Below are 26,092 nucleotides of genomic sequence, written 5' to 3'. Positions count from 1 at the left end.
GCGCGGCTATCCGCTGATCGTCGGCACTAACGGGAAGCCTGGCAGGTTGCGCAGCACCGTCCACGCGATCACCGCGACCGCCACAGCAATCATCACCGGTATCGGGAGCGCCAAGTCGCCGTGGCGGCGGCGCAGCAGGACCCAACTGGCCAGCACTGGGACGCCGACAAGCAGAAAGACATTGTCGTTGATGCTGGCCGCCAGCTCACCGTGTAGCAGATCGTGGATCATCCGCAGACCCCCGCACGCGGGGCAGTTCCAGCCCGTAAGCAACTTGAATAGGCACGGTGGATATAGCGAATTCGAGTTGTGCGGGTCGACAAGTCCGATGTAGCCAAGCGCGCCGGCCAATAGCACGACCGAACCGGCCGCGGCGTAGCGACGTTGACGCCCGCTAGCTTCCATCGCGCAAGGGACGACCCCAAGGGTCGCCGACTTTGTCGGTCAATATCAGCAGGGCGTCAATGACGCCCCAGATGACGGCGCCCAAACCGCACGTCACCCAGCCCACCAGCAGCTGCGCGATGCCCAGGCCGGTATGGCCCAGGTAGATTCGCCCGATCCCGGCGATGCCGAACAGTCCAAGCAACTGCAACAGGCCGGCAACAGTCTTCGATTTGTCGGAAAATGGTTGGCCGGTGACCGGATGGCGACCATATGGCGCGAACGGGTCAAAGTAAGAGCCAGGCCCCGGATATTGCGGATAAGGCGGTGGATATCCGGGTGGTGCGGATTGCCAGCCCGGCTCGAAGGCACCGTGCTGCAGGGGATCGGTCACGCCTTTCAGCATGCCAGATCGAGCCGGGCGCACGACCCGTGCCGGCCGTAGGCCCATGCGTTCCCAACATCGGCGCGGCAGAGCAGGAGTGTTCGTTGTGCCCGGCTGCGAGCGACCGTGTGCGCCTCAGCATGTCGTTGTGAGGCGGGCAACCGGTGCACCTCCGCTCAGAGATTCATTTCCTGAGTTGGCTCAAATTGGTGCGCACCGAGGGTCGGGCACATCGCACGGCCACAACTCTCACATGTGTCACTGCACCGGGCGACACCCGATGTGCCCGGCTCTCAGCGACAGCTGCCTGACCGGCGGTTTTGTTCCCGAGTTGGTCGCGGCTGTGCGGGATTGGAGGCGGGCGTTGACCTGCAGAAACCGAGTTGTCGCGCTTAGCTGGGCACAGCGACCATCGCCGACGGCGAAGGCCAGTGTTGCGGACGTGACGAAAGAGCGGTACGGACAGATATTCATGTGGCGGTCGGGCATCGGAGGCAGCGCCCCGGCGTCGCGTGCGCGTCCGGGTTGCGAAAAAATATGGAACCTGCCGGGCTTGCTAGCCTACTGGGCTTAGTGGTCTGGCTCGTAAGCGCGTCGGGGTTCGGCTGATTACCGTTCCAGCCGGTGGCCATTTTGTGACCGGGAACTTCGTCGGCGCATCGTTCCGGCTGCGGCAACGGCCGCCCGATCGGCGGTCTATTGAGTCCAGCACCGGCGACCAGGCAGTGCCGTCGTGGGTCGTCATTGTCGACGCCGTCGAAGCCGCCACCAACGGCGGCGTCTCGAGCTGAAATCGTCTTGCCGTCGAATGCCGTCCGGCTCAGCAGGGTCGTCCCCAGGTCCGGCGACCGCCAATTCATCCGGCTTGGCCGGATCGGGGATGGGCGCCGCCTTCTCGGGCACCTCGGGCTCGGTTTCGTCGTGTGCCTCCGAAGCCAACGCTGCCGGCTCCTCGGGCGCGGCCGATGCAGCTTCGGCGTCGACCTGGTGCGCGGCTGGCGCCTGGCCCGCGAGGTCGCCCGGTTGTTCCCGCTCGATATCGGCTTCGGAGGTCTCCTCGACAGCGGGGGTTGACTCACCATCCCGGTCTGCTACTTGGACAACGGATTCCGCGGCCACTTCATCGGTGACCTCGGCGACTTCGGCTTTCACCGCTTCCGCCACATCGTCGGGTTGGTTCGGTCCCCCCGGGCCAACCGGCCCCACAGCGCTCGCAGCGGAGGCCACAGCAGCGGCGGCGAGTTCAGCCGGTTCACGTTCCAGCGCCTCATCAACAACATACTCGCTGCCACGCAGGGCCCCAGGAGCCTCGCGCCCCTTCGGCGCCAAGATGATGTACACCACGGCCCCGATAAACACGAAGGTGGACGTGAACGAATTGATCCGGATGCCGGCAATAAGCGTGGCGGGATCGTCACGCAGCAGCTCAACACAGAATCGCCCGGCGCAGTAGAAAGCGACATAGAACCCAAACAGTCGCCCGTGGCCGATGATGAACCGGCGGTCAATGTAGATCAATGCGACGAATACCAAAACATTCCAGATCAATTCGTAGAGGAACGTTGGCTGCACGACGAACGCCACCTGACCCGTCGAGACGCCGTCCAGCGAATTCGGGACGTCGAATCCGGAGGGGTCCCGGCGGTAGAAGATCTCCAAACCCCACGGCATAGTGGTTTCCCGGCCGTAGAGCTCTTGATTGAAGTAGTTTCCGAGCCGACCGATAGCCTGCGCCAACACGACACCAGGCGCCACCGCATCAAGCAAGACGGGCAGCGGGATTCCACAACGCCGGCAGCCAATCCACGCGCCCATGACACCAAGGGTTACCGCACCCCAGATGCCCAGGCCCCCATCCCAGATTCGCAGTGCCGCGGCCAGCCCGGCACCACCGTCACCGAAATATGTCCGCCAGTCGGTAGCCAGGTGATAGAGCCTGCCGCCAATCAGGCCGAAAGGCACGGCCCACAAGGCGATGTCGTAGGTCATGCCGCGCTCGCCGCCGCGGGCTGTCAACCGGCGATCCCCGATCAGCAGTGCGACAATGATGCCGGTGATAACGCAAACTGCGTAGGCGCGGACGGGTAGCGGGCCCAGGTACCAAACCCCGCGCGGTGGGCTGGGGATATAGCTGGGCAACATCCGCATCATGCGGACATCCCTAGTCGTACCCCGGCAGCGAGCTCTCCGGTCAGTGCCCGCAATCTAGGCAACCCCTCGGTTAGCGCCGTCACCAATGCGGAACCAACGATGACACCGTCGGCGTATTGGGCGATCTGCGCGGCTTGAGCGCGCGACCGCACACCCAGACCGACGCCCACCGGTATGTCAGACACCGCCTTCACCCGGCCCACCAGTTCGGGTGCCGCCTGCGACACCGCATCCCGCGCCCCGGTCACCCCCATCGTCGACGCCGCGTAGACGAACCCGCGTGAAGCCTCGACGGTGGCCGCCAACCGCTCCGGTGTCGAGGACGGCGCGACCAAGAAAATGCGATCCAACCGATGCTCTTCGGATGCCGCCAGCCACTGTTGCGCCTCGTCGGGAATGAGGTCAGGAGTGATCAGGCCGAGTCCTCCGGCCGCCGCCAGATCCCGCGCGAATGCATCAACCCCATAGCGCAGCACCGGATTCCAGTAGGTCATCACTACCGCACGCCCGCCGGCGATACTGATGGCCTCGACCGCGGCTAACGTATCCCGGACTCGCACCCCGCCACGGAGCGCCGCCTCGGTTGCCCTGGCGATGGTGGGGCCGTCCATGCCCGGGTCCGAATACGGAACCCCGACTTCGATAATGTCGCAACCGGATTCAACTAGCGCTGTCATCGCGGCCACCGACGCTGGCACGTCCGGGTACCCGGTCGGCAAGTAACCAATCAATGCCGCGCGGTTGTTTGCACGGCAGGAATCGAAAACCGGCCCGAGCCTACTTGCTTCGCTCTGTTCCACCGCCACCATCAGTCGTTGCCCAGCAAGCCAAACCATTTCGCGGCCGTCTCGACATCTTTGTCGCCACGTCCCGACAGGTTCACCACAATCACCGCGCCCCTTCCCAACTCAACACCTAGCTTGAGGGCGCCGGCCACCGCGTGCGCGGATTCAATAGCCGGGATGATGCCTTCCATGCGACACAGCAGGCCAAACGCGTCCATCGCCTCGGAGTCGGTGATCGGCCGATAATCGACACGCCCGGCCTCCTTGAGCCACGCATGTTCCGGGCCCACCCCCGGATAATCCAGACCCGCGGAAATTGAATGGGATTCAATGGTCTGACCGTCCTCGTCTTGCAGCAAGTACGAGAACGATCCGTGAAATGCCCCGGGCGAACCAGCGGTGAATGTCGCGGCATGCCGGCCGGTCTCAACGCCGTCGCCGGCTGCCTCGAATCCGACCAGCCGTACGCCTGGGTCATCGAGAAACGCATGAAAAATACCAATGGCATTGGACCCGCCACCAACGCACGCGACGACGGCGTCAGGCAGCCGACCGGCCTGACCCTGGATCTGCACACGTGCCTCCATGCCGATGATTCGCTGGAAATCGCGCACCATGGTTGGAAACGGATGCGGTCCGGCCGCAGTACCAAAGCAGTAGTAGGTGTTGTCGGCGTTGGCAACCCAATCCCGGAACGCCTCATTGATGGCGTCTTTGAGCGTTTTCGAGCCCGTCTGAACCGCGACGACTTCGGCACCCAGCAATCGCATCCGGGCCACGTTTAGCGCCTGACGGGCGGTGTCGATGCCCCCCATGTAGATGACACAGTCCAGGCCGAGCAATGCGCATGCGGTGGCCGTGGCGACCCCGTGCTGGCCGGCACCGGTCTCGGCGATCACCCGGGTCTTGCCCATCCTGCGCGCCAGCAGTGCCTGCCCGAGCACGTTGTTGATCTTGTGAGAACCAGTATGGTTCAGGTCTTCTCGCTTCAGAAAGATTCGCGCCGACCCAGCGTGCTGGCTCAACCGGGTCGCCTCGTAAAGCGGCGAAGGCCGGCCCGCATAGTTCGCCTGCAGCCTGTCTAGGTCGTCCAGAAAGTCCTGGCTGACGCGCTCCTTTTGGTAGGCGGCGGTGACCTCTTCGATCACCGCCATCAGCGCCTCGGGAACGTAGCGGCCACCCCAACCACTGGGGCCGCCGAAATGGCCGCCGGAATCAGGATCGTGACTGGTCGGTTCGGCGATGGCAGCACTCATGCGCGGAAGATCCGGGGTGGATAGATCTGTCATCACCGAGGCTCAAGATGCAAGCGGCTCATCGACGGCTAGCGAGCCGGTTTCGGACAGGACGGATGGGTGCCCGCGGTAACCAGATCGGCAACCGCGGCACGTGGGTCGCCGCTGGTGACCAGACCTTCGCCTACCAACACCGCGTCAGCGCCCGCGCCGGCGTACGCCAGCAGGTCAGCGGTGCCACGCACGCCGGATTCAGCAATCCTGATCACACTGCTCGGCAAACCAGGAGCTATTCGCGCGAAGCAATCCCGGTCCACGTCCAGCGTCATGAGGTCGCGGGCGTTAACGCCAATCACCTTGGCCCCGGCCTTCAGCGCTCGGTCGGCTTCCTGCTCGGTATGGACCTCGACGAGTGCTGTCATACCCAACGATTCGGTGCGGTCCAACATCGACACCAACACCGACTGCTCCAATGCGGCGACGATGAGCAACAACATGTCGGCGCCGTGCGCACGCGCCTCATGAATCTGGTACGGCTGCACCACAAAGTCCTTGCGCAGCACCGGAATCGAAACCGAGGCCCGCACCGCGTCGAGGTCGTCGAGCGATCCCTGAAAACGCCGCTGCTCAGTCACCACGCTGACGATCCGGGCACCGCCATCCTGGTAGGCCTGGGCCAGCTTTGCCGGGTCGGCGATGGTCGCCAATGCGCCTGCCGAAGGACTAGCGCGCTTGACCTCAGCGATGACGCCGATGCCGGGCTCGCGTAGGGCGGCCATCACGTCGAGCGGCGGCGGCGCCGCAGCGGCGGCAGCCTTGATCTCCGACAGGCTCACCGAGGCTTCACGCGCGGCAACGTCGGCCCGGACTCCCTCGAGGATGGAGTCGAGCACGGTTGCCGGACTCATGCCTGCCGTTCCCTTCCCACTGTCACCCACACGCGCTCGTCAATTTCGACGACGTCCATGAAGGGTAGCGACCGTCAGCGCGCGGTCCGTCACCGCCCCTCGGTGTCAGACTCCTGCTCCCGATCGGTCGGGTCACGGCCCTCGTCAAGAGCTTCCCAAATCATTCGCTCCGACATCCGCGGCCCCATATCCGGCCCGTCGTCTTGCGGAGCCGCCCGGCCGGCCGCATTCGAGTGCTGGCGCCGGGCAATCGACCGGCGGGCGCGGGGCGCCGCATATCTCGCCATGTCCTCGCCAGCCGACCCGCGAATCGCCGCCGAACTCATCAAGAAGACGGCAGCGAGCAAAGCACACACTGCCGCCAACACCGCCGCCACCGCGCCCCAATAGTGCCGGGCGCTTCCGACCAGCGTCACCACTGGGACATGGGCAAGATCGGCTCCGCGGGCCGCGACATCCGGGACCACCCACAGACTGATGCCGAGGTAGCCGACCGCGAAGCTGGCCGCGGCCAGCAACACTGCCAGCGCCCGCAGCGGCCAGCCGCGCACCGCGAGCGCCGCCACCGCCGCGGCCAGCATCAGCAGCGCTAACGGCAGCAAAGCGGTCGACCACGACGCACCGGTCAGCGTCACCTCCTTCGGCGGCCCCAGCTCGTCGAATGACCCGATGACCACCCAGGGCAGCCGTGCGGCCATCCACAGCGCCCCGGCGGCAACCACCAACAGCAACTGGGCGATGCCGATCATCGGCCTGGCCCGGCGGTTGGGCCGAACACTGCCGGCATTAGCAGCCACTGCGGTTCGCGCCCGGAGCGGCCAGCGTCTCGGCGGCAGCGATCGCGTTGAGCACAGCCCGAGCCTTGTTCCTCGCCTCGTTGTATTCGTAGGATCCGTTGGAGTCGGCCACCACACCACCGCCTGCCTGGACATAAGCCGTGCCGTTACGCATCAGCGCGGTGCGGATGGCGATGGCGAAGTCAGCGTTGCCGGCGAAGTCAAGGTAACCGACGACACCGCCGTAAAGGCCGCGGCGTGTCTTCTCCACCTCTTCGATCAGCTCCATCGCCCGCACCTTCGGCGCGCCCGACAGCGTGCCGGCCGGAAAGCAGGCGGTCACCGCGTCCAGCGCGGTGCGCCCTTCGCCGAGCTTCCCGGTCACCGTGGACACCAGGTGCATCACGTGGCTGTACCGCTCGATGTGGCTGTAATCCTCGACCCGAACAGTGCCCGGCGTGCAGACCCGACCCAGGTCGTTTCGGCCGAGGTCGACCAGCATCAGATGCTCGGCACGTTCTTTGTCGTCCGCCAGCAGCTCTTTTTCCAGAAGCACGTCCTCGTCGTCTGTCCTTCCGCGCCACCGGGTTCCGGCGATCGGATGCGTCGTCGCCCAGCCTTCGTGGACCGTTACCAGCGCCTCCGGACTGGATCCAACAATCGAAAAGTCCACTGCACCATCACTATTCGGCACCTGCAGTAGATACATGTAGGGACTTGGGTTGGTTACCCGCAGAATTCGGTACACGTCGATGGGATCGACATCGGTGTCCATCTCGAAGCGCTGCGAGGGCACCACCTGGAACGCTTCACCGGCTGCAATCTGATCCACCAAGTATTCGACGATCGCACCATATTCTTCGACGGTGCGTTGCGCACGGTGGCGCGGCTCGGGTCGGCTGAAGGTGGCCACGGTTGACGGTAGTGGTTGGCCGAGCGCTGCGGTCATCACGTCCAGCCGAGCGACCGCGTCGTCGTAGGCCCAGTCGACCCGCTCGTCGGTGCCGTTCCAGTTCACGGCGTTGGCGATCAACGTGATGGTGCCCTCGTGGTGATCGACCGCCGCCACATCGGTGGCCAGCAACAGCAGCATGTCCGGCAGGCAGAGGTCATCGACGGCCCGTTCCGGCAATCGTTCCAGCCGTCGCACCATGTCATAGGCGAAGAAACCGACCATGCCACCCGACAGCGGCGGAAGACCCGGCTCGGACTGACGATCCGCCGTAGCCAGCAGCTCCAAGGTCACCTGCAGCGCCCGCAGCGGGTCTCCGCCAGTGGGAGCGTCCTTGGGCACGGCACCCAGCCATACCGCTTGCCCCTCACGCACGGTCAACGCCGTTGGCGCCCCCGCACCGATAAACGACCATCGCGACCACGACCGGCCGTTCTCGGCCGACTCCAGCAGGAACGTACCCGGGCGATTGGCGGCGAGCTTGCGGTAGGCCGACAGCGGCGTCTCGCTGTCGGCCAAGACCTTGCGAGTCACCGGAACCACCCGGTGCTCGGCCGCCAGGAGGCGGAAATCCTCACGCGAGGTGGTGGCTGCGAGGTCGGCGTGCACCGAACCATCTTCCCAGATACGCCGATCGGCCCGGGCGTAGCCCGACGACGATGCACGCCGCGCAAACGGCGCGCATGGGGGCACCCCCAGCCGCGAAGCGGCGCGCAAGGAGTCGGGCAATCGGTTGTAGCCTGACGACTATGAAAACCGGTGACACGGTAGCCGACTTCGAACTGCCCGATCAGACCGGGACTCCTCGCAGGCTTAGCGTCCTGCTATCCGACGGACCCGTGGTCCTGTTCTTCTATCCGGCGGCGATGACGCCTGGCTGCACCAAAGAAGCCTGCCACTTCCGCGACTTGGCCAAAGAATTCGCCGAGGTCAGGGCCAGCCGGGTCGGCATCAGCACCGATCCCGTTCGAAAGCAGGCCAAATTCGCCGAGGTGCGGCGTTTCGACTACCCGCTGCTTTCGGACGCCCAAGGCACGGTCGCCGCCCAATTCGGGGTCAAGCGCGGTCTGTTGGGCAAGTTGATGCCGGTCAAACGCACGACCTTTGTCATCGACACCGACCGTAAGGTGCTCGACGTGATCTCCAGCGAATTCAGCATGGACGCCCACGCCGACAAAGCGTTAGCGACGCTGCGGGCAATCAGATCTGGATAGCGGCGGCGAAAACCATCGCTTGCGCACGGATTCATCACGGGACGACGGCAAGAAACAGGTAAGCAGCCAGCAACACCAGATGCACCTCGCCCTGCAGACGGGTGGCCCGACCGGGAACCACGGTCAGCACGCTGACCACAACCGTGAGCACCAGCAGCACCAACTGAATGGCACCGAGGCCAAGTTGCAGCGGGCCACTGAGCCACAGGGAAGCAAGGGCGATGGTCGGGATGGTGAGTCCAATACTCGCCATCGCGGAACCGTACGCCAGATTGAGGCTGGTCTGCAGGCGGCCTTGCCGGGCCGCGCGGGCCGCCGCAAGTGTCTCCGGCAACAGCACCAGTGTGGCGATGACCACGCCGACGAAGGATTGCGGAAACCCGGCCGCCGAGACGACCTCCTCGATGACCGGCGATTCCACCTTGGCCAGACCCACCACCGCAACCAAAGCGACGAGCAGCAATCCAAGGCTCAGCAGCGCCGCGCGGGTGCTCGGTGGATCGGCGTGGCTGTCATCCTCGACCGCGCCCTTTTGCGCCACCGGTAGGAAGAAGTCTCGATGCCGGACAGTCTGGGTGAACAGGAACAACACGTAGAGTCCCAGCGACGCGGCGCCGGCGAAGATGAGCTGGCCGGGCGATAGCTCGGGGCCCGACTGACTGGTGGTGAACGTGGGCAGCACCAGGCTCAGCGTCGCCAGTGTGGTGACCGTGGCCAGCGCGGCGCCGCTGCCGTGGGGGTTGAACAACGTCACGCCATAGCGCAGCGAACCCAGCAGCAGGGACAACCCGGCGATCCCGTTGGTGGTGATCATCACCGCGGCGAACACGGTGTCGCGGGCGAGCGTCGCCGCATCGTCCCCGCCGGACACCATGAGCGCAACGATCAGCGCCACCTCGATGGTCGTCACCGCGACCGCGAGCACCAGCGAACCGAATGGCTCACCCACCCGGGCCGCCACCACCTCGGCATGGTTGACCGCGGCCAGGACAGCACCGGCTAACAGCACCGCCGCTAGCAAGCCCACCACCGGGCCGATCTGCTTTCCCCAGGTCAATACCAGCGCGACAAAGGCCAGCGAAGGCAGCACAACGGTCCAGGGCACTCGTTTCAGCATCGACCGCCATTCTCATCGACGCCATCGCCCGGACGGGCAACCCCCCTTGACATCTGCATGGATCCCAAGGTGGTATGTCCGCGCTCGCTCGGCGGCGTGTCGATGGGCACTCTTGCCTCGCGGGCGACCACTGCAATCTGTTGCGCCGCGAGCCGCTAGCCCCAGTCTTTCCGCGGCGGGTTAGTCGTCGGGTTCTAACAACACCGCGGCATCGAAGCAACTGTGATCGCCGGTATGGCAGGCACCGCCGACCTGGTCAACCGTCAACAATACGGCGTCGCCGTCACAATCCAGGCGCACCGAGTGAACGTGCTGGGTGTGGCCGGACGTCGCGCCCTTGACCCATTGTTCGGCACGGGATCGCGAATAGTAAGTGGCCTCACGGGTTTGCAGGGTACGGGCCAAGGCCTCGTCGTTCATCCAGGCAACCATCAGCACGTCACCGCTGCCCCGCTCCTGGACGACGGCGGTAACCAGTCCGTCGGCATTACGCTTCAACCGCGCCGCGATCTTTGGGTCGAGTGTCATCGCACGGTGATTCCTTCCGCGGCCAGGGCCGCCTTCACCTGACCGATCGTCAGCTCCCGGAAGTGAAAGACGCTGGCCGCCAACACTGCATCGGCCCCCGCGGCAACCGCTGGCGCGAAGTGCTCCACAGCACCGGCGCCCCCGCTGGCGATTACCGGCACCGTGACCGCGGCACGGACCGCACGCAGCAAAGCCAGGTCGAATCCGGCTTTGGTGCCGTCGGCGTCCATCGAGTTGAGCAGGATCTCCCCCACACCGAGGTCGGCGCCACGGGCCGCCCACTGCACGGCGTCCATACCGGTGCCACGACGACCGCCGTGAGTGGTGACCTCCCAACCCGACGGTGTCGGGGCTGATCCCACCGGAACTGTGCGCGCGTCGACGGACAACACGATGCACTGCGAGCCGAACTGCCTCGCCATGTCCGCCAGCAAGTCCGGGCAAGCGATGGCGGCCGTGTTGACGGCGACTTTGTCAGCCCCAGCCCGTAGCAGCGAATCGACGTCGGCGACGGTGCGTACCCCACCGCCCACCGTCAGCGGGATGAACACCTGCTCGGCGGTGCGGCGCACCACCTCCAGCATGGTGGCTCTTCCGGACGACGACGCGGTCACGTCGAGAAAGGTCAACTCGTCCGCGCCCTCCGCGTCATAGACGGCGGCGAGTTCCACGGGATCACCGGCGTCGCGGAGGTTCTCGAAGTTGACTCCCTTGACCACCCGCCCATCGTCGACATCCAGACACGGGATCACGCGTACCGCGAGGCCCCCAGCCCCCGGAAGGTCACGGTCGGCATACATCTCAGTAGTCCTCTGGTTCCCCTATGCTGCCAAGAATCTCGAGGATCTGGGCATGCACGCGCGGTGGCCCGGCCAAGGCAGAACGCGATGCAGGGGTCCACGGTTGCCCAGCCAGGTCGGTGACCACGCCACCGGCGGCTCGTACCAACGCCACCCCAGCGGCATGGTCCCAAACGTGACCTCCGAAACTTATTGCACCACCGAGTATCCCGTCAGCGACGAAGACGAGATCGATGCCGGTGGATCCGTGCATGCGCAGCCGCGATGACACTCGGCTGAGCTTTTCCAGCACCGCCAGTCGATATCGCCCCGGGAACTGGCCCCGTGAGTCGGCGCTGAATGTGCCGACGCCGACGAGCACGTTGGCCAGTTCGGCGTCAGCCAGCGGCGGCTGCGGTACACCGTTCTTGATCAGCGGACCACCCGCCACGGCGGTATAGCGTTGGTCGGTGAATGGCATCCAGGTCAAGCCGGCCACCGGAACTCCGTCGTGCAGCAGGCCCAACAGGATCGCAGCCAACGGCGATCCGGCGGCGTAGTTGATTGTGCCGTCGATGGGGTCCAGTACCCACACCCACCGCGAGTCGACTGCCGGGCCGCCGAACTCCTCGCCGTGCACCTCGATGCCGGTGGCCGCCACCAGCGCTGCGACAACCTGCCGCTCGATCGCTAGATCGACTTCGGTGGCGAAGTCGTTACCCTTCTTGCGGACCGCTGAATCGGCGCGATGACCGACGAGAAAGAGCGCCGTTGCGGCATCCAGGATCGCCGACGCCTGTTCAACCAGCGGGGCAACCAACGAATCCAAGTGCATCGCCGATCTAGTCCCGAACCGCGGCCAACGCTTGCGGCAAGGTGAACCGACGGGCGTAGAGGGCCTTGCCGACGATGGCCCCCTCGACGCCGCGGTGCGTGAGAGTCGCAATGGCGCGCAGGTCATCGAGGCTGGACACACCTCCGGACGCGATCACCGGGGCGTCGGTGCGGTCGGCAACACCGGCCAGCAGGTCCAGATTGGGGCCGCCCAGGGTGCCGTCCTTGGTGATATCGGTCACGACGAACCGCGAACATCCTTCACTGTCTAGGCGTTCTAGCACGTCCCACAGGTCGCCGCCGTCGGTTTCCCAGCCGCGTCCGCGCAACCGATGCTCGCCGTCGATGATCTGGACGTCCAAGCCGACGGCGACCTGGTCGCCGTGCTCGCCAATCACCCGGGCACACCACTGCGGGTTTTCCAGGGCAGCAGTGCCCACATTGACCCGAGCGCATCCGGTGGCCAGCGCCGCGGCCAGCGACTCGTCGTCTCGAATACCGCCGGATAGCTCAACCTGTACGTCGAGCTTGCCGACAACCTCGGCAAGCAGTTCGTGGTTGGAACCGCGGCCGAACGCAGCATCCAGGTCCACCAAATGGATCCACTCGGCGCCATCGCGTTGCCAGCCCAACGCGGCATCCACCGCTGAGCCGTACTCGGTTTGGCTGCCGGCCTTCCCTTGAACGAGGCGCACGGCACGACCCTCGACCACGTCGACGGCGGGCAAAAGTATCAGCGGCATCACCAGTATCCTTTAAAGTCCATCAACCCAGTTGCTCAGTACGGCTGCACCGGCATCGCCACTCTTCTCCGGATGAAACTGGGTGGCGGCCAATGCGCCGTCCTCCACCGCAGCGAGGAACGGCGCCCGATATGTGGCCCAGGTCAGCAGCGCGTCGGGTGAGCCTTCCCATCGCTGCGCGGCATAGGAATGCACGAAATAAAACCGGGCGTCGACGTCCAACCCTTTGAACAGCGCGCTGCCCGCAGCGGAATCCACGACATTCCAGCCCATGTGCGGAATCACCGGGGCCTCAAGTCGAATGACCGCCCCCGGCCAGTGCCCGCAGCCTGGCGTCTGCACACCGAATTCGACCCCGCAAGCAAACAGAATCTGCATACCGACACAGACCCCCAGCACCGGGCGGCCGGCGGCCACCCGCTCGGCGATGATTCGCTCTCCGCTGATCTTGCGCAGGCCCGCCATGCACGCCGCGAAAGCACCGACGCCCGGCACCACCAGTCCGTCAGCGGTCATTGCGGCGTCGGTATCGGCGGTTACTTCGACCTCGGCGCCTACTCGTTGCAGCGCACGTTGGGCCGACCGCAGGTTTCCTGAGCCGTAGTCAAGGACTACAACCGATTTTGCTGTCACAGAGCACCTTTGGTGGACGGCACGCCTGACACCCGAGGATCTGGCTCGACCGCTTGACGCAACGCGCGCGCGACGGCCTTGTATTGAGCTTCGGTGATATGGTGCGGGTCGCGCCCGTACAACACGCGGACGTGCAGCGCGATGCGGGCGTTGGCCGCCAACGATTCGAACACGTGCCGGTTGATGACGGTGTGGTAGGGCACTGAACTGCCGGCAATAGTGGTGTGCTGCAGGTGATCCGGCTCTCCGGTATGCACGCAATAGGGGCGGCCGGATAAGTCGACGGCGGCGTGGGCCAGTGTTTCGTCCATCGGGATGAAGGCATCGCCAAACCGGCGGATGCCCCTCTTGTCACCTAGGGCCTGCCCGAGCGCGGTGCCCAGCGCGATTGCCGTGTCCTCGATGGTGTGATGGGCTTCGATTTCGACATCACCTGTGGCGCGCACGGTGAGGTCGAAGCTGGCGTGACTGCCCAGCGCGGTCAACATGTGGTCGTAGAACGGAACACCGGTGTCGACGGCCACCTGCCCGGTACCGTCAAGGTCGAGCTCGATGACGATATCGGATTCGCGGGTACGCCGTTCGATACGCGCCCGCCGGCTAGCTTTGGCTGTCTGGGTGGTTGTCATGGCGCTCCTACAGGACTGCGGGTGACGGGGACCAGGTCGGTGGCGATCCGGGCGCTTGCCCGCAGGAACGCATCGTTCTCCTCAGCCAGCCCGGTGGTGGCCCGCAGATAGCCGGGAATCCCAACGTCGCGGATCAAAATGCCGGCCTCCAGATAGCGCCGCCAGGCGGCCGGCGCATCGGCAAACTCGCCGAACAACACGAAGTTGGCATCGCTTGGGATGACTCGAAAACCCATGTCGTTCAATGAGGTTGTTACGCGTTCGCGTTCGGCGATCAGTGCGGCGACACTGCTCAAGGTGTCGTCGGAGTGCCGCAGCGCGGCCCGGGCCGCGGCTTGAGTGACCGACGACAGGTGATACGGCAACCGCACCAGCAGCATTGCGTCGATCACCGCGGGCGTAGCGATCAGGTATCCGAGCCTGCCGCCGGCGAAAGCGAATGCCTTGCTCATGGTGCGCGTGACGACGAGCTTGCTCGGATACTCCTCGACCAGCGACACCGCGCTGGGCTGCGAGGAGAACTCGCCGTAGGCCTCGTCGACGATCGCAATTCCGGGCGCAACGTCCAGCAGCTTACACAGGTCAGGTAACGAAACACTTTGTCCGGACGGGTTGTTAGGGCTAGCAATGAACACCACATCGGGTTTGCGATCGACCACAGCCGCGACGGCGACGTCCACGTCGAGACCGAAGTCATTGGCGCGGGACGCCTCGATCCATTCCGTGTGGGTGCCGTCGGAGATGATCGGGTGCATCGAATAGGACGGTACGAAACCGATCGCGCTACGCCCCGGACCGCCAAACGCCTGTAACAGTTGCTGCAGAATCTCATTGGAACCGTTGGCAGCCCATATGTTTTCGACACCAAGCTGGATTCCGGTCTGCGCGGTGAGATAGCCGGCCAAGTCAGCACGCAGAGCCACGGCGTCGCGGTCGGGGTAGCGGTGCAAGTCGATGGCCGCTTCCCGCACCGATCGCACCACGTCGTCAACCAGCGCCCGGGTAGGCGGGTGCGGGTTCTCGTTGGTGTTCAGCCGTACCGGAACAGCTAATTGCGGTGCACCGTATGGTGCTTTACCACGCAAGTCGGCGCGCAGCGGCAAGTCGTCCAATGTAACCGGGTGTCCGGACCTGGTCATCGCTCGAACCTCCGCCGTACCGCCTCACCGTGCGCCGGCAAGTCCTCGGCCGTGGCGAGCGTGATCACGTGTCCGGAAACGTCTTTGAGGGCCGCCTCCGTGTATTCCACGACGTGGATGCCGCGCAGGAACGTCTGCACCGACAGGCCGCTGGAATGCCGGGCGCAGCCCGCGGTCGGCAGTACATGGTTGGATCCCGCGCAGTAGTCGCCGAGGCTCACCGGGGACCACGGGCCGACGAAAATGGCTCCCGCCGAGCGGATCCGGCTGGCAACCTGCGGGGCATCGGCGGTCTGAATCTCCAAATGCTCAGCGGCGTAAGCGTTCACCACCAAGACGGCGGCGTCCACGTCGTCGACCAGGACGATCGCCGATTGGCGTCCGGTCAGCGCGGCCGTCACCCGTTCGCGGTGCACCGTAGTCTGCAGCTGGCCAGCCAGTTCGGCGTCGGTGGCATCGGCCAGGTCCTCACTCGGAGTGACCAGCACGCTGGCAGCCAACTCGTCGTGTTCGGCCTGGCTAATCAGGTCGGCGGCCACATGCACCGGGTCGGCGGTGTGATCGGCGAGGATAGCGATCTCGGTTGGCCCCGCTTCGGCGTCGATGCCCACCCGCGAACGGCACAGTCGCTTGGCGGCCGTGACATAGATGTTGCCAGGCCCGGTGATCATGTCGACCGGTGTCAGTGCTGCGCCGTCGGTGTCGGTGCCGCCGTAAGCCAGCAACGCCACCGCCTGAGCGCCGCCGACCGCCCAGACCTCATCGACGCCCAGCAGCCGGGCCGCGGCCAGAATGGTCGGATGCGGCATTCCATCCCACTGCGCCTGCGGCGGGCTGGCTACCACCAACGAGTCGACGCCCGCGGCTTGGGCGGGCACCACGTTCATCACCACGCTGGATGGGTACACCGCATTGCCCCCCGGCACGTACAGGCCTACCCGCTCGACCGGAACCCACCGCTCGGTGACCGTCGCGCCCGGGCCCAGTGTGGTTGTGACGTCGGTGCGACGCTGCCCGGAGTGCACGGCGCGGGTCCGCTCGACCATCACCTGCAACGCTTCGCAGACGTCGCAGTCCAGTCCGGCCAGCGCCGCGTCCAGCGCTGCGTCTGGCACCCGGATGGCATGGGGCCGCACACCGTCGAACGATGCGCCGAAGTCCAGCGCGGCCTCGGCCCCGCGCTCGGCGACGGCCGCCACAATGGGCCGTACCGTCGGCAGCACGGCTTCCACATCGGCGCCGCCGCGTGGCAGAGCGGCCCGCAGCTCGGCAGCTGTCAACTCGGCTCCCCGCAAGTCGATACGGGTAAGCACGGGCGGCGGCGCGGTCACGTAGACCATTCTCCCAGAGCAGCTCAAGTCGATATCTGACCGGTACAGTGCAGTAGAAAGGACCGGCAAAGAGGAGCCGCCATGTCCGCAAAGGATCACCCGAATAACGCCCCGGGCGTTCCGATGGTGTTCCCGCTCTGGCTCGAGCGTCTGCAGGTCAAGTACATCAACCGGGCGCTCAAACCGATAGCGCGCTACCTACCCGGAACGGCCACGATCGAGCACCGCGGTCGCAAGTCTGGAAAGCCATACCAAACGATTGTGACCGCCTACCGCAAGGACGGTGTGCTGGCGATCGCGCTCGCGCACGGTAAGACGGATTGGGTCAAGAACGTGTTGGCCGCGGGCGAAGCCGACGTGCACTTCGCCCGCGGCGTTGTTCACGTCATCAACCCCCGGATTGTGCCCGCCGGCTCCGACGGTCAGGGGCTGCCGCGGATGGCGCGCTTGCAGCTGCGCCGGATCGGGGTCTTCGTCGGCGATATCGCCTGAGCCTAAGGCCCCGGCCGACGTCAGGACGGTTTGCGGGCCTCGATGAGCGCGCGGGTGGAGTAGGTGACGAAGGGCCCTTCGGCCTGGATGCGCTCATGCAGTGCACGCAGCCGATCGTGGTAGCCCTCGACGGTGAAGTCCGGCAGAAACCAGATCACCTTGCGCAGAAAGTAGATGACGGCACCGACGTCGAAGAATTCCACCCGCAACCGCTCCATCTGCAGGTCGACGATCTCGAGGCCGGCGTCGGTGATGCAGGTGCGCACAACCTGCGCGTACTGATCGGCCCCGTTGTGTTCTCGCGGCCCGAGGAAATGCTCGCGCAGGTCCCACAGCGTGGCCGGTCCGACGTGTTGGGCGAAGTAACTGCCGCCAGCCCGGAGAACCCGGGCAATCTCGGTCCACCATCGGGTGCTGGGGTGGCGGCTGGTCACCAGGTCAAACGCCGCATCGGCAAAGGGCAGTGGCGGTTTATCGCCGGTGATGACGACGACCGCGCCCAGCGGATGCAGCCGCCTAGTGGCCATAGCCGCGTTGGGTGGCCACGCTTCGGTAGCGACCATGGTGGGCGGGAAGTTGCCCGCGCCGGCTAGCACCTCTCCGCCGCCTGTCTCAAGATCTAAGGCAGCCGTCGCGTTCGCCAGCCGCTGACTGAGTTGTCGTTGATAGCCCCATGACGGGCGTTCTTCGGTCGCGCGGCCGTCCAACCAGGAAAAATCCCAGCCGCCGACGGATGCTGATGCGGCTTCGGCCACGAGATCTTCGAACGTTCGCGCCACGGCGCCTACCCTATCCGGCGCCGCCTAATGGGCGCCGGGGCCGCCCGGCTACATATCCAAGCCGATGTCGAGCACGCGCACTGAGTGTGTGAGCGCCCCGACCGCCAGGTAGTCCACCCCGGTTTCGGCGTAGGTCGCCGCCGTCTGCAGGCTGAGCCCACCGGATGACTCCAGCATGACGGTGGGCGCGCGCGAGTCCCGACGCTGCACCGCGGTCTGCGTCTGCCACACCGCAAAATTGTCCAGCAGGATCAGCTCGGGTTTTTCCGGCAGCACGGCATCGAGCTGCTCAAGCGAGTCCACTTCCACCTCGCACGGCAGATCGGGTGCAGCATTTCGCACCGCACGTAGCGCGTCTACCACGGATCCGGCGGCGGCAACGTGGTTGTCCTTGATTAGCGCGGCATCACCCAACCCCAGCCGATGGTTGACGCCGCCACCGGTACGCACCGCGTATTTTTGCAGCGCGCGCAGGCCGGGCAGCGTCTTACGGGTATCGCGGATTTTCGCTTTGGTCCCGCGCACAGCATCGACCCACGCGGCCGTCGCGGTGGCGATTCCCGACAGGTGACCGACCAGGTTCAACATGGTGCGCTCGGCGGTCAACAATCCGCGCGTTTGGGCTTCCAGCGTCATAAGTGCCTCTCCCGGCGGCACCCGGGCGCCGTCCTCGACGCGGTCGAGCACCCGATAACCGTTGGTGCCCAGGACTTCGTCCAGCGTCAGCAGCGCGACATCCAATCCGGCAACCACACCGGCCTCCCGGGTCACCAGCGATGCGGTGGTCGTCGCACTGGCAGGCACCGTCGCCAATGTGGTGACATCCGGGCCGTACCGGAGGTCCTCGTCGAGCCCACGCGCGATTGCTGCTCGAGCCGCAGCCAGCTCCCAGTCGGATAACCCCATCAGCACACCGCCACTAGCGCCTGGACACACACCGCATTTGCGTCGTCGGCTCCCCGGACCACGATGCTGCGTGCCTGCTCCGGCACGGTGCACGGGTACTCCGCGCGATGATGGCAGCCACGGCTTTCGGTGCGGGCCAAGGCGGCGGCGGTCACGCTCTGCGCGACCAGCGTGAGCGCCACGTCCTCGAAATCGCGGCGACAAGCCACGTCGCGAACCTGTGCTCCGGATAGGCTGTCGCACAGCCGGTGCAGCCCGGCGGCGGCGCGGTACATCGACGCGTCCCGGCTCATCGCCCGTTGCAGGTCGCCGCGGTCCAGTGCGGTGTAGCTGATCGGTTCGGGCCAGGTCGCTGACGAGGTCGCACGCGAACGCCCGGCCGCCGCGGCGTGGGCGGCGGCGGCCTTTCCGGCGCGGCCGCCCACCACCAAACCCTCTAGCAAGCTGTTGGAGGCCAGGCGGTTGGCGCCGTGCAACCCGGTGCGGGCCACCTCGCCAGCGGCGTACAACCCGAGCAGCTCGGTCTGGCCGTACACATCGGTCACTATGCCGCCGCAGCTGTAGTGCGCACCGGGAACAACCGGGATCGGTTGCCGGACGGGGTCAATGCCGGCAGCCCGGCAGGATGCCGTGACTGTCGGGAACCGGGACGCGAAGCCCTCGATGCCGCGGGCGTCGAGGTAGACGCACGGATCGCCGGTGGCCTTCAGCCGCGCGTCGATGGCGGCGGCGACGACGTCGCGCGGCGCCAAATCACCCATCGGATGCACGCCTGCCGTTATCGAATTGCCTTGCCTGTCCACCAAGATCGCACCCTCGCCGCGGATGGCCTCGGTGATCAGCGGCCGCCGACCCCCGGCGCGTCCGGCAAAAAGCATCGTGGGGTGGAACTGGATGAACTCGAGATCGCTGACCGCGACGCCCGCCCACAATCCCAGGGCGATGCCGTCGCCGGTGGAGCCCGCCGGATTGGTGGTCGCGCTGTACAGGTGCCCGAGCCCGCCGGTGGCCAGGATCACCGACGGAGCGCTGATAATGCCGCATCCGTCCGGTCTGACCACTAATAGCCCGGTCACCGCGGTACCGTCGTGCAGCACTCGCAACGCCACGTGGCCGGTGCGGATATCGAGCATCCCGGCGGCATCCTGGAGCGCCCGCTGAACCTCGGCGCCGGTCGCGTCGCCACCCGCGTGCACGATGCGTCGCCGCGAGTGCCCGCCTTCGCGCGTCAACGCCCAACGGCCCGGGACCGATTCATCCAACCGTGCCCCAGCTCCGACCAAATCGGTAACCGCTCGGTAGCCGTCGGCGACGATCGAGTACACCGCATCGGGATCGCATAGGCCCGCGCCTGCGGCCAAGGTGTCCGCGACGTGAGCGTCGACCGAGTCGTCGTTGTCCGGCAGCACCACCGCGATACCGCCTTGCGCGTAGTGTGTCGCGGTCACGTGCGTCTGGGCAGCCTTGCTGAGCACCACGACGCTGCGCCCGGCGCGATCGGCGGCCAATGCCGCCGCCAGCCCGGCAACGCCCGTGCCGATCACGACAACATCGGCCGCATCCCGCCAAGCGGGACCGGCCATCATTCGCCACCGCCGGGATGGCCGATTTCGATCATCCGCTGCACGCTGCGACGCCCACTGGCGGCGATTCCCGGATCGACATGGACTTCGTCGGCACCCTCTACCAGGCAGCGCAACAGGGCCGCGGGGGTGATCATCTTCATGTACTTGCATGAGGCGCGGTCGTTGACCGCGCGAAAGTCGACTTCCGGTGCCGCCCGGCGAAGCTGGTGCAACATGCCGACCTCGGTGGCGACCAGCACCTGGCGGGCGCGCGTCGTGTGCGCCGCTTCGAGCATGCCGCCGGTGGACAAGATCTTTACCCGCTCGGCTGGGAATGCTCCTTCGCCGGCGAGGTATAGCGCCGAGGTTGCGCAACCACACTCCGGATGCACGAACAGTTCGGCATCGGGATGTGCGCGGGCCTGGTCAGCGAGCTCGTCGCCGTTGATCCCGGCGTGTACGTGGCATTCGCCGGCCCACACATGCAGGTTCTTGCGGCCGGTCACCCGGCGCACGTGTGCACCGAGGAATTGGTCCGGACAGAACAACACCTCGCGGTCGGGATCGATGGATGCGACCACGTCGACGGCGTTTGACGAGGTGCAGCAGATGTCGGTGAGCGCCTTGACGGCCGCCGTGGTGTTGACGTAGGAAACGACGACGGCGCCGGGATGCTCGTCCTTCCAGGCGCGCAGCTCGTCGGGGGTGATCGAATCGGCCAGCGAACAGCCGGCCCGCTGATCCGGGATCAGCACGGTTTTGTGCGGGCTGAGAATTTTGGCGGTCTCGGCCATGAAGTGCACTCCGCAGAACACGATGGTGTCCTCCGGTGCCTCGGCGGCCACCCGCGATAGCGCCAGCGAATCCCCGACGTGGTCGGCAACGTCCTGGATCGCGGGCAGCTGGTAGTTGTGCGCCAGGACGGTGGCCCCGCGCAAATGCGCCAGACGGCGAATCTCGGCGGCCCACCGTTCGTCACCGTCAACCCCGCCGTAGCCGAGCGGTGTGTTGGTGATGTCGGCAGTCAGTTCATCCACGAGCGTGTCCGTGCGATTCAGCACAGTCATTGCCGCCCCTTCCGCGCTCCAACAGGTTTTCGACTTATAATCGAAAACATGGCCCATGGTAGCACCGCCCACGAAGTGCTGGCCGTCGTCTTTCAAGTGCGCGGAGTTGGCATGAGCCGCGGTGCGGCAAAACCCCAGCTCAATGTGCTGCTGTGGCAACGTGCGAAGGAGCCGCAGCGCGGCGCGTGGTCGCTGCCGGGCGGACGGCTACGCAACGACGAAGACATGACCAGCTCGGTTCGGCGCCAACTGGCCGAGAAAGTCGACCTGCGAGAGTTGGCCCATCTAGAACAGCTCGCGGTGTTTTCCGACCCACACCGGCTGCCAGGCATCCGGATGATCGCGTCGACCTACCTGGGGGTGGTGCCCTCCCCCGCCACCCCCGAGCTGCCAGCAGACACCCGCTGGCACCCGGTGAGTTCCTTGCCGCCAATGGCGTTCGATCACGGTCCGATGGTGACCCATGCCCGCACCCGGCTGATTGCCAAGATGTCCTATACAAACATCGGATTCGCTTTGGCCCCAAAAGAATTCGCGCTCTCAACGCTGCGCGACATCTACGGCGCCGCACTGGGCTACCAGGTCGACGCAACCAACCTGCAGCGGGTACTGGCCCGTCGCAGAGTCATCACCCAAACCGGAACCATCGCGCAGTCCGGCCGCAGCGGTGGCCGCCCGGCGGCGTTGTACCGGTTTACCGACTCGCAGCTAAGAGTCACTGACGAGTTCGCCGCACTGCGGCCTCCCGGCCAGCTTTGAATCTGGTCGCACCAGCGATGGGGGAACTCGGCGTACCCAACCTGTGATAGGCGCCACGCCGCGCTGGCCTCGGAGTCGGCCCTTGGATCCTGTAACTTGTATGAGACTTTAAGAGCCGGATAAGAGCCGCTGGCGCCATTCGAGTGCCGACGCTGACCTTGAGTGCCGGCGCTGAACTGCGACAGGCAAACCGCGCTGCTACCCCGTCAGGGACCGATCACGCGCGAGGATGCCGGATGGCCATGAAGGGAGCCTAATGGTAGAGCCCGGCAATTTGGCAGGCGCGACCGGCGCCGAATGGATCGGCCGGCCACCGCACGAGGAATTGCAGCGCAAAGTGCGCCCGCTGCTGCCATCCGACGATCCGTTCTACTTCCCACCTGCCGGCTACCAGCATGCCGTGCCCGGAACGGTGTTGCGCTCGCGCGATGTCGAACTGGCGTTTATGGGCTTGATTCCGCAGCCCGTCACCGCTACCCAGCTGCTGTACCGGACCACGAACATGTACGGCAACCCCGAGGCGACGGTGACCACGGTGATCGTCCCAGCGGAGCTTGCCCCGGGTCAGACCTGCCCCTTGCTGTCGTACCAGTGTGCGATCGATGCCATGTCGTCGCGCTGTTTTCCGTCATATGCCCTGCGACGACGGGCCAAGGCCCTGGGGTCACTGACCCAAATGGAGCTGTTGATGATCAGCGCCGCACTTGCCGAAGGATGGGCGGTATCAGTACCCGACCATGAAGGGCCGAAAGGGCTGTGGGGGTCGCCGTATGAACCCGGTTACCGAGTCCTCGACGGAATCCGGGCTGCCTTGAATTCCGAGCGTGTCGGGTTGTCCCCGGCAACGCCGATCGGGCTGTGGGGCTACTCCGGCGGCGGGCTGGCCAGCGCGTGGGCCGCCGAAGCATGCGGCGAGTACGCACCGGACCTAGACATCGTCGGCGCCGTGCTGGGATCACCCGTCGGTGACCTTGGTCACACGTTCCGCCGGCTCAATGGCACTCTTCTTGCCGGTCTGCCCGCGTTGGTGGTGGCCGCGCTGCAACACAGCTACCCCGGCCTGGCCCGGGTGATCAAGGAGCACGCCAACGACGAAGGACGTCAGCTGCTGGAGCAACTGACGGAGATGACAACGGTAGACGCAGTGATCCGGATGGCCGGCAGGGACATGGGTGACTTCCTCGACGAACCCCTTGAGGACATTCTGTCGACGCCGGAGGTTTCCCATGTCTTCGGCGACACCAAGCTGGGTAGCGCGGTGCCCACCCCGCCGGTATTGATCGTGCAGGCCGTGCATGACTACCTCATCGACGTCTCTGACATCGACGCGCTCGCTGACAGCTATACAGCCGGCGGCGCCAACGTCACCTACCACCGCGACCTGTTCAGCGAACATGTGTCCCTGCACCCGCTGTCGGCCCCAATGACGCTTCGCTGGCTCACCGACCGGTTCGCCGGCAAGCCACTGACCGACCACCGCGTCCGGACCACGTGGCCGACCATCTTCAACCCGATGACCTACGCCGGCATGGCGAGACTGGCCGTGATCGCGGCCAAGGTGATCACCGGCAGGAAGTTGAGCCGCCGTCCGCTCTGACCTGGCCAATGCGCTCTGCGCATACCGGCGCGAACTCGGACCTGGCACACAACCTCGTCACGCCAGACTTAAACCAGTTCGACGATCTGCCGCTTGAATCCAAGCGCTGACACCCGACCGGAGACACGGTCCGCTCCGGATGCCGGCGGGCGGCTGCGACTCTCCTAGGACACCGGGGCCTGAGGGGTTTCCAGGGCTTCAGTACGAGCGTTCGACGACGGATCGACAGCCGGATAGCCGCCCAGGTCGTCCCGCGCCGTCCCGGCCGCAAGCAGGGCATATACCAGCGACGCGATGCCAGCCGGCCACATGAGAGTGAGGGCGATCTGCAGCGGCCGGCGGGCGAAAAACACCGGCGGGGCCTGGGTGACGTACGTCAGGGCGTGGTCGCCGCGGGAAAGTGGCACGGTGTCAAAGTCCAACGCACCGTAGCGCAACCGAACCACCAGCGCGCCAACTCCCGCCGCGATCGCCGCAGCGGTCGTCAGCCCAATCGACAGCCCAGCAACCATCTGCGGTCCGCGGTGCTCTCGCCACTGCCACATCAATGCCGATGCCACGACAGCCAGCACACTCGAGAGCCCCAGCAGCATAAATGGCGCGATGAAGAAGTTCTGGGATTCGCTGCCCAGATACTCGTGCACCCGCTCACCCGCGCGTGTGATGGCCACGACGGCATGGATTGGCGGGGCGATCCACGCCCACAGGCCACCGACCAACACACCGGTCGCCGACAGACCCAGCATCACAAACAGGACCGCCCGTGTCCGCGACGTCCGCGGTGCACCGGAAGGCTCGGACGGTCCGCCAAAACCGGGTGGCTCGGTCACCGCTGTGTCGCCAAGTCGGCCGAGTCCACCTGCCCGTGGCGAGAACAGCGCGCCCACCAGCCGTCGGGCCGGACCTGGACGACCATCCGGCGACCGCACTGCGCACAGAACCGGGGGGGCTCCAGACCCATCCGAGCCGCTGTCGGCGTGGCCGTATCCGCCAGTTCCCCGGTGTACACGTTGTACACGCCGGCAGCGACCGGAGCGCGTTGTTTTCCAGCCACGATTTCCACCATTTACAGGCTGGCGTTGAGTGCCTTCAGCGGCATCTGTAGCTCGTCGAGCAGTTCCAGGTCGGCTTCCGCGGGCCGGCCGAGGGTGGTCAGGTAGTTGCCGACGATCACGGCGTTGATGCCGCCCAGGATGCCTCGCTTGGCGCCGAGGTCACCCAGGGTGATCTCGCGGCCACCGGCGAACCGCAGCATGGTGCGCGGTAACGCCAACCGGAAGGCGGCCACCGCCTTGAGCGCGTCACCGACCGGCATTACCTCCAGGTCGGCGAACGGGGTACCGGGCCGCGGGTTGAGGAAGTTCAGCGGGACCTCGTCGGGGCCCAGCTCGGCAAGCTCGGCGGCGAATTCCGCGCGCTGCTGCAGCGTCTCCCCCATGCCGAGGATGCCGCCGCAGCAAACCTCCATGCCCGCGTCACGCACCATCGATAGCGTCTGCCAGCGCTCTTCCCAGGTGTGGGTGGTGACGACGTTGGCGAAGAACGAGCGCGCCGTTTCGAGGTTGTGGTTGTAGCGATGCACCCCCCTCGCCGCCAGTTGGTCCACTTGCTCGGCGGTCAGCATCCCTAGGGAGCAGGCGATGTTGATCTCGACTTCGTTGCGAATCGCCTCGATGCCGGCCGCGACCTGGGCCATCAATCGCTCGTCGGGTCCGCGCACCGCGGCCACGATGCAGAACTCGGTGGCGCCGGACTTGGCGGTCTGTTTGGCCGCCTCGACCAGGCTGGGTATGTCCAGCCAGGCGCTGCGCACCGGGGAGGCGAACAGCCCCGATTGCGAGCAGAAATGGCAATCCTCCGGGCAGCCACCGGTTTTCAGGCTGATGATGCCTTCGACCTCGACCTCGGGTCCGCACCAGCGCATCCGCACCTCGTGGGCCAGCGCCAACAGCTCCTCGAGCCGGTCGTCGGGTAGCTGCAGCACCGCCAGCACCTGGTCCTGGTTCAGGCCCTCACCGCGCTGCAGCACCTGTTGGCGGGCAACCACCAGAATGTCCGAGTTGTTCCCGCCATCCTGGCCGGCGTCGTTCGTCGGTCGCGTTGCCGCTTGCGTCACCAGGTACTCCCCTGCATCCTTCGTCATCTCCGCACGCGCGGAACCCATCCGCCGCCTGCTCGGCGGCCTGAATGAAACGGTGTTCAGGCTACGGTAGCGGTGCGCACGGGGACAAACGCGACGTGGGCGGAGGTCACGGATCGTTGGCAGCGGCCCAGCTATCAGCACTCGCACTCGACCCGCCAGGCATCCCACACAGCGGCCCAGACGCCGAATCGTCGATCCCGCAACCTCAAGCCGCTCACTAAACTGCGGTTCACCGGCGGGGGTTATGCCCGGTTGGTCAGA

General features: G+C 65.9%; 28 protein-coding genes. 4 read left to right on the top strand and 24 right to left on the bottom strand.

Annotation, left to right across the window (positions count from 1 at the left end):
• Window positions 1-6: 6 nt before the first annotated feature.
• From FF952_RS08570 to FF952_RS08530, 8 genes are all read right to left on the bottom strand, one after another.
• A complete protein-coding gene (locus FF952_RS08570) occupies window positions 7-405 on the bottom strand; it encodes a DUF2752 domain-containing protein (protein ID WP_003408005.1) in 399 nt (132 codons plus the stop codon).
• Complete coding sequence (locus FF952_RS08565) at window positions 395-835, bottom strand: NINE protein (protein ID WP_003408004.1); 441 nt, start codon at window positions 833-835, stop codon at window positions 395-397. The genes FF952_RS08570 and FF952_RS08565 overlap by 11 nt, the downstream gene beginning before the upstream one ends.
• Before the next feature lie 675 nt (window positions 836-1,510).
• On the bottom strand, window positions 1,511-2,917 hold the full coding sequence (locus FF952_RS08555; protein ID WP_003904654.1) for a prolipoprotein diacylglyceryl transferase: 1,407 nt from the start codon (window positions 2,915-2,917) through the stop codon (window positions 1,511-1,513).
• Window positions 2,917-3,729 (bottom strand): tryptophan synthase subunit alpha, encoded by an 813-nt coding sequence (trpA, locus tag FF952_RS08550; RefSeq protein ID WP_003407999.1) that lies wholly within the window; start codon window positions 3,727-3,729, stop codon window positions 2,917-2,919. The genes FF952_RS08555 and trpA overlap by 1 nt, the downstream gene beginning before the upstream one ends.
• Window positions 3,729-4,994: a tryptophan synthase subunit beta gene (gene trpB, locus FF952_RS08545; protein ID WP_016721143.1), complete on the bottom strand. Its 1,266-nt coding sequence runs from the start codon at window positions 4,992-4,994 to the stop codon at window positions 3,729-3,731. The genes trpA and trpB overlap by 1 nt, the downstream gene beginning before the upstream one ends.
• Window positions 4,995-5,029: 35 nt before the next feature.
• Window positions 5,030-5,848 carry an indole-3-glycerol phosphate synthase TrpC gene (trpC, locus tag FF952_RS08540; RefSeq protein WP_003407990.1) on the bottom strand — a complete coding sequence of 273 codons (819 nt, stop codon included), beginning with the start codon at window positions 5,846-5,848 and terminating at the stop codon, window positions 5,030-5,032.
• A gap of 89 nt (window positions 5,849-5,937) precedes the next feature.
• Window positions 5,938-6,645 (bottom strand): TIGR02234 family membrane protein, encoded by a 708-nt coding sequence (locus FF952_RS08535; RefSeq protein ID WP_003407980.1) that lies wholly within the window; start codon window positions 6,643-6,645, stop codon window positions 5,938-5,940.
• The gene (locus FF952_RS08530) at window positions 6,635-8,185 is read right to left on the bottom strand and encodes an anthranilate synthase component I (protein ID WP_003407977.1); all 1,551 of its coding nucleotides are present in this window, start codon (window positions 8,183-8,185) and stop codon (window positions 6,635-6,637) included. The genes FF952_RS08535 and FF952_RS08530 overlap by 11 nt, the downstream gene beginning before the upstream one ends.
• A 140-nt stretch (window positions 8,186-8,325) precedes the next feature.
• Between FF952_RS08530 and bcpB the strand changes: the two genes are divergently transcribed.
• On the top strand, window positions 8,326-8,790 hold the full coding sequence (bcpB, locus tag FF952_RS08525) for a peroxiredoxin BcpB (protein ID WP_003407974.1): 465 nt from the start codon (window positions 8,326-8,328) through the stop codon (window positions 8,788-8,790).
• Between the two features lie 34 nt (window positions 8,791-8,824).
• Here the strand turns inward: bcpB and FF952_RS08520 are convergent, their stop codons facing one another.
• The 9 genes from FF952_RS08520 to hisD form a co-directional block, all read right to left on the bottom strand.
• Window positions 8,825-9,907, bottom strand: a complete 1,083-nt coding sequence (locus tag FF952_RS08520) for a calcium:cation antiporter (RefSeq protein ID WP_003898943.1) — start codon at window positions 9,905-9,907, stop codon at window positions 8,825-8,827.
• Between the two features lie 180 nt (window positions 9,908-10,087).
• The gene (hisI, locus tag FF952_RS08515; RefSeq protein WP_003407963.1) at window positions 10,088-10,435 is read right to left on the bottom strand and encodes a phosphoribosyl-AMP cyclohydrolase; all 348 of its coding nucleotides are present in this window, start codon (window positions 10,433-10,435) and stop codon (window positions 10,088-10,090) included.
• The gene (hisF, locus tag FF952_RS08510; protein WP_003898942.1) at window positions 10,432-11,235 is read right to left on the bottom strand and encodes an imidazole glycerol phosphate synthase subunit HisF; all 804 of its coding nucleotides are present in this window, start codon (window positions 11,233-11,235) and stop codon (window positions 10,432-10,434) included. The genes hisI and hisF overlap by 4 nt, the downstream gene beginning before the upstream one ends.
• A 1-nt stretch (window position 11,236) precedes the next feature.
• Window positions 11,237-12,049: an inositol monophosphatase family protein gene (locus tag FF952_RS08505; RefSeq protein ID WP_003407957.1), complete on the bottom strand. Its 813-nt coding sequence runs from the start codon at window positions 12,047-12,049 to the stop codon at window positions 11,237-11,239.
• A 7-nt stretch (window positions 12,050-12,056) separates the two neighbouring features.
• Window positions 12,057-12,794 (bottom strand): bifunctional 1-(5-phosphoribosyl)-5-((5-phosphoribosylamino)methylideneamino)imidazole-4-carboxamide isomerase/phosphoribosylanthranilate isomerase PriA, encoded by a 738-nt coding sequence (gene priA, locus FF952_RS08500; protein WP_003900374.1) that lies wholly within the window; start codon window positions 12,792-12,794, stop codon window positions 12,057-12,059.
• 9 nt (window positions 12,795-12,803) lie between these two features.
• Window positions 12,804-13,424, bottom strand: coding sequence for an imidazole glycerol phosphate synthase subunit HisH (hisH, locus tag FF952_RS08495; protein ID WP_003407952.1), 621 nt, complete (start codon window positions 13,422-13,424; stop codon window positions 12,804-12,806).
• On the bottom strand, window positions 13,421-14,053 hold the full coding sequence (gene hisB, locus FF952_RS08490; RefSeq protein WP_003407950.1) for an imidazoleglycerol-phosphate dehydratase HisB: 633 nt from the start codon (window positions 14,051-14,053) through the stop codon (window positions 13,421-13,423). Before hisB ends, hisH begins: the two co-directional genes overlap by 4 nt.
• Window positions 14,050-15,192, bottom strand: coding sequence for a histidinol-phosphate transaminase (locus tag FF952_RS08485; RefSeq protein WP_003407947.1), 1,143 nt, complete (start codon window positions 15,190-15,192; stop codon window positions 14,050-14,052). Before FF952_RS08485 ends, hisB begins: the two co-directional genes overlap by 4 nt.
• Window positions 15,189-16,505, bottom strand: a complete 1,317-nt coding sequence (gene hisD, locus FF952_RS08480; RefSeq protein ID WP_003407943.1) for a histidinol dehydrogenase — start codon at window positions 16,503-16,505, stop codon at window positions 15,189-15,191. The genes FF952_RS08485 and hisD overlap by 4 nt, the downstream gene beginning before the upstream one ends.
• A gap of 99 nt (window positions 16,506-16,604) precedes the next feature.
• On the opposite strand from hisD, the gene FF952_RS08475 reads away from it, so the two are divergent.
• Window positions 16,605-17,015, top strand: coding sequence for a nitroreductase family deazaflavin-dependent oxidoreductase (locus FF952_RS08475; RefSeq protein WP_003407939.1), 411 nt, complete (start codon window positions 16,605-16,607; stop codon window positions 17,013-17,015).
• Between the two features lie 20 nt (window positions 17,016-17,035).
• Here the strand turns inward: FF952_RS08475 and FF952_RS08470 are convergent, their stop codons facing one another.
• Genes FF952_RS08470 through nadA form a run of 4 tightly spaced genes read right to left on the bottom strand, consistent with a single transcriptional unit; the run spans window position 17,036 to window position 21,332 of the window.
• The gene (locus tag FF952_RS08470) at window positions 17,036-17,794 is read right to left on the bottom strand and encodes a methyltransferase domain-containing protein (protein WP_003898940.1); all 759 of its coding nucleotides are present in this window, start codon (window positions 17,792-17,794) and stop codon (window positions 17,036-17,038) included.
• A gap of 48 nt (window positions 17,795-17,842) precedes the next feature.
• On the bottom strand, window positions 17,843-18,700 hold the full coding sequence (gene nadC / locus FF952_RS08465) for a carboxylating nicotinate-nucleotide diphosphorylase (protein ID WP_003407935.1): 858 nt from the start codon (window positions 18,698-18,700) through the stop codon (window positions 17,843-17,845).
• On the bottom strand, window positions 18,700-20,283 hold the full coding sequence (locus tag FF952_RS08460) for an L-aspartate oxidase (protein ID WP_003901204.1): 1,584 nt from the start codon (window positions 20,281-20,283) through the stop codon (window positions 18,700-18,702). The genes nadC and FF952_RS08460 overlap by 1 nt, the downstream gene beginning before the upstream one ends.
• On the bottom strand, window positions 20,283-21,332 hold the full coding sequence (gene nadA / locus FF952_RS08455; RefSeq protein ID WP_003407931.1) for a quinolinate synthase NadA: 1,050 nt from the start codon (window positions 21,330-21,332) through the stop codon (window positions 20,283-20,285). Before nadA ends, FF952_RS08460 begins: the two co-directional genes overlap by 1 nt.
• Before the next feature lie 48 nt (window positions 21,333-21,380).
• On the opposite strand from nadA, the gene FF952_RS08450 reads away from it, so the two are divergent.
• Together FF952_RS08450 and FF952_RS08445 are read left to right on the top strand one after the other, a co-directional pair.
• On the top strand, window positions 21,381-22,091 hold the full coding sequence (locus FF952_RS08450) for an NUDIX hydrolase (RefSeq protein ID WP_003898937.1): 711 nt from the start codon (window positions 21,381-21,383) through the stop codon (window positions 22,089-22,091).
• Between the two features lie 256 nt (window positions 22,092-22,347).
• The gene (locus tag FF952_RS08445) at window positions 22,348-23,688 is read left to right on the top strand and encodes a lipase family protein (RefSeq protein ID WP_003407926.1); all 1,341 of its coding nucleotides are present in this window, start codon (window positions 22,348-22,350) and stop codon (window positions 23,686-23,688) included.
• 164 nt (window positions 23,689-23,852) lie between these two features.
• Here the strand turns inward: FF952_RS08445 and FF952_RS08440 are convergent, their stop codons facing one another.
• Genes FF952_RS08440 through bioB form a run of 3 tightly spaced genes read right to left on the bottom strand, consistent with a single transcriptional unit; the run spans window position 23,853 to window position 25,804 of the window.
• On the bottom strand, window positions 23,853-24,518 hold the full coding sequence (locus tag FF952_RS08440; RefSeq protein ID WP_003903982.1) for a DUF2567 domain-containing protein: 666 nt from the start codon (window positions 24,516-24,518) through the stop codon (window positions 23,853-23,855).
• Window positions 24,515-24,754 (bottom strand): biotin synthase auxiliary protein BsaP, encoded by a 240-nt coding sequence (gene bsaP / locus FF952_RS08435; RefSeq protein WP_003407914.1) that lies wholly within the window; start codon window positions 24,752-24,754, stop codon window positions 24,515-24,517. Before bsaP ends, FF952_RS08440 begins: the two co-directional genes overlap by 4 nt.
• Window positions 24,755-25,804 (bottom strand): biotin synthase BioB, encoded by a 1,050-nt coding sequence (gene bioB / locus FF952_RS08430; RefSeq protein ID WP_003898934.1) that lies wholly within the window; start codon window positions 25,802-25,804, stop codon window positions 24,755-24,757.
• Window positions 25,805-26,092: the final 288 nt, after the last annotated feature.

This window comes from Mycobacterium tuberculosis complex sp. N0072, assembly GCF_030323725.1.
Classification (GTDB): domain Bacteria; phylum Actinomycetota; class Actinomycetes; order Mycobacteriales; family Mycobacteriaceae; genus Mycobacterium; species Mycobacterium tuberculosis.
This window is presented reverse-complemented; position numbering and strand designations above follow the sequence as displayed.

Coding starts and splice junctions, on each gene's coding strand:
- FF952_RS08570 (WP_003408005.1), bottom strand. CDS start 405: ATGGAAGCTAGCGGGCGTCAACGTCGCTACGCCGCGGCCGGTTCGGTC.
- FF952_RS08565 (WP_003408004.1), bottom strand. CDS start 835: ATGGGCCTACGGCCGGCACGGGTCGTGCGCCCGGCTCGATCTGGCATG.
- FF952_RS08555 (WP_003904654.1), bottom strand. CDS start 2,917: ATGCGGATGTTGCCCAGCTATATCCCCAGCCCACCGCGCGGGGTTTGG.
- trpA (WP_003407999.1), bottom strand. CDS start 3,729: ATGGTGGCGGTGGAACAGAGCGAAGCAAGTAGGCTCGGGCCGGTTTTC.
- trpB (WP_016721143.1), bottom strand. CDS start 4,994: ATGACAGATCTATCCACCCCGGATCTTCCGCGCATGAGTGCTGCCATC.
- trpC (WP_003407990.1), bottom strand. CDS start 5,848: ATGAGTCCGGCAACCGTGCTCGACTCCATCCTCGAGGGAGTCCGGGCC.
- bcpB (WP_003407974.1), top strand. CDS start 8,326: ATGAAAACCGGTGACACGGTAGCCGACTTCGAACTGCCCGATCAGACC.
- FF952_RS08520 (WP_003898943.1), bottom strand. CDS start 9,907: ATGCTGAAACGAGTGCCCTGGACCGTTGTGCTGCCTTCGCTGGCCTTT.
- hisI (WP_003407963.1), bottom strand. CDS start 10,435: ATGACACTCGACCCAAAGATCGCGGCGCGGTTGAAGCGTAATGCCGAC.
- hisF (WP_003898942.1), bottom strand. CDS start 11,235: ATGTATGCCGACCGTGACCTTCCGGGGGCTGGGGGCCTCGCGGTACGC.
- FF952_RS08505 (WP_003407957.1), bottom strand. CDS start 12,049: ATGCACTTGGATTCGTTGGTTGCCCCGCTGGTTGAACAGGCGTCGGCG.
- hisB (WP_003407950.1), bottom strand. CDS start 14,053: ATGACAACCACCCAGACAGCCAAAGCTAGCCGGCGGGCGCGTATCGAA.
- FF952_RS08485 (WP_003407947.1), bottom strand. CDS start 15,192: ATGACCAGGTCCGGACACCCGGTTACATTGGACGACTTGCCGCTGCGC.
- FF952_RS08475 (WP_003407939.1), top strand. CDS start 16,605: ATGTCCGCAAAGGATCACCCGAATAACGCCCCGGGCGTTCCGATGGTG.
- nadC (WP_003407935.1), bottom strand. CDS start 18,700: ATGGGGTTATCCGACTGGGAGCTGGCTGCGGCTCGAGCAGCAATCGCG.
- FF952_RS08460 (WP_003901204.1), bottom strand. CDS start 20,283: ATGGCCGGTCCCGCTTGGCGGGATGCGGCCGATGTTGTCGTGATCGGC.
- nadA (WP_003407931.1), bottom strand. CDS start 21,332: ATGACTGTGCTGAATCGCACGGACACGCTCGTGGATGAACTGACTGCC.
- FF952_RS08450 (WP_003898937.1), top strand. CDS start 21,381: ATGGCCCATGGTAGCACCGCCCACGAAGTGCTGGCCGTCGTCTTTCAA.
- FF952_RS08445 (WP_003407926.1), top strand. CDS start 22,348: ATGGTAGAGCCCGGCAATTTGGCAGGCGCGACCGGCGCCGAATGGATC.
- bsaP (WP_003407914.1), bottom strand. CDS start 24,754: ATGGTGGAAATCGTGGCTGGAAAACAACGCGCTCCGGTCGCTGCCGGC.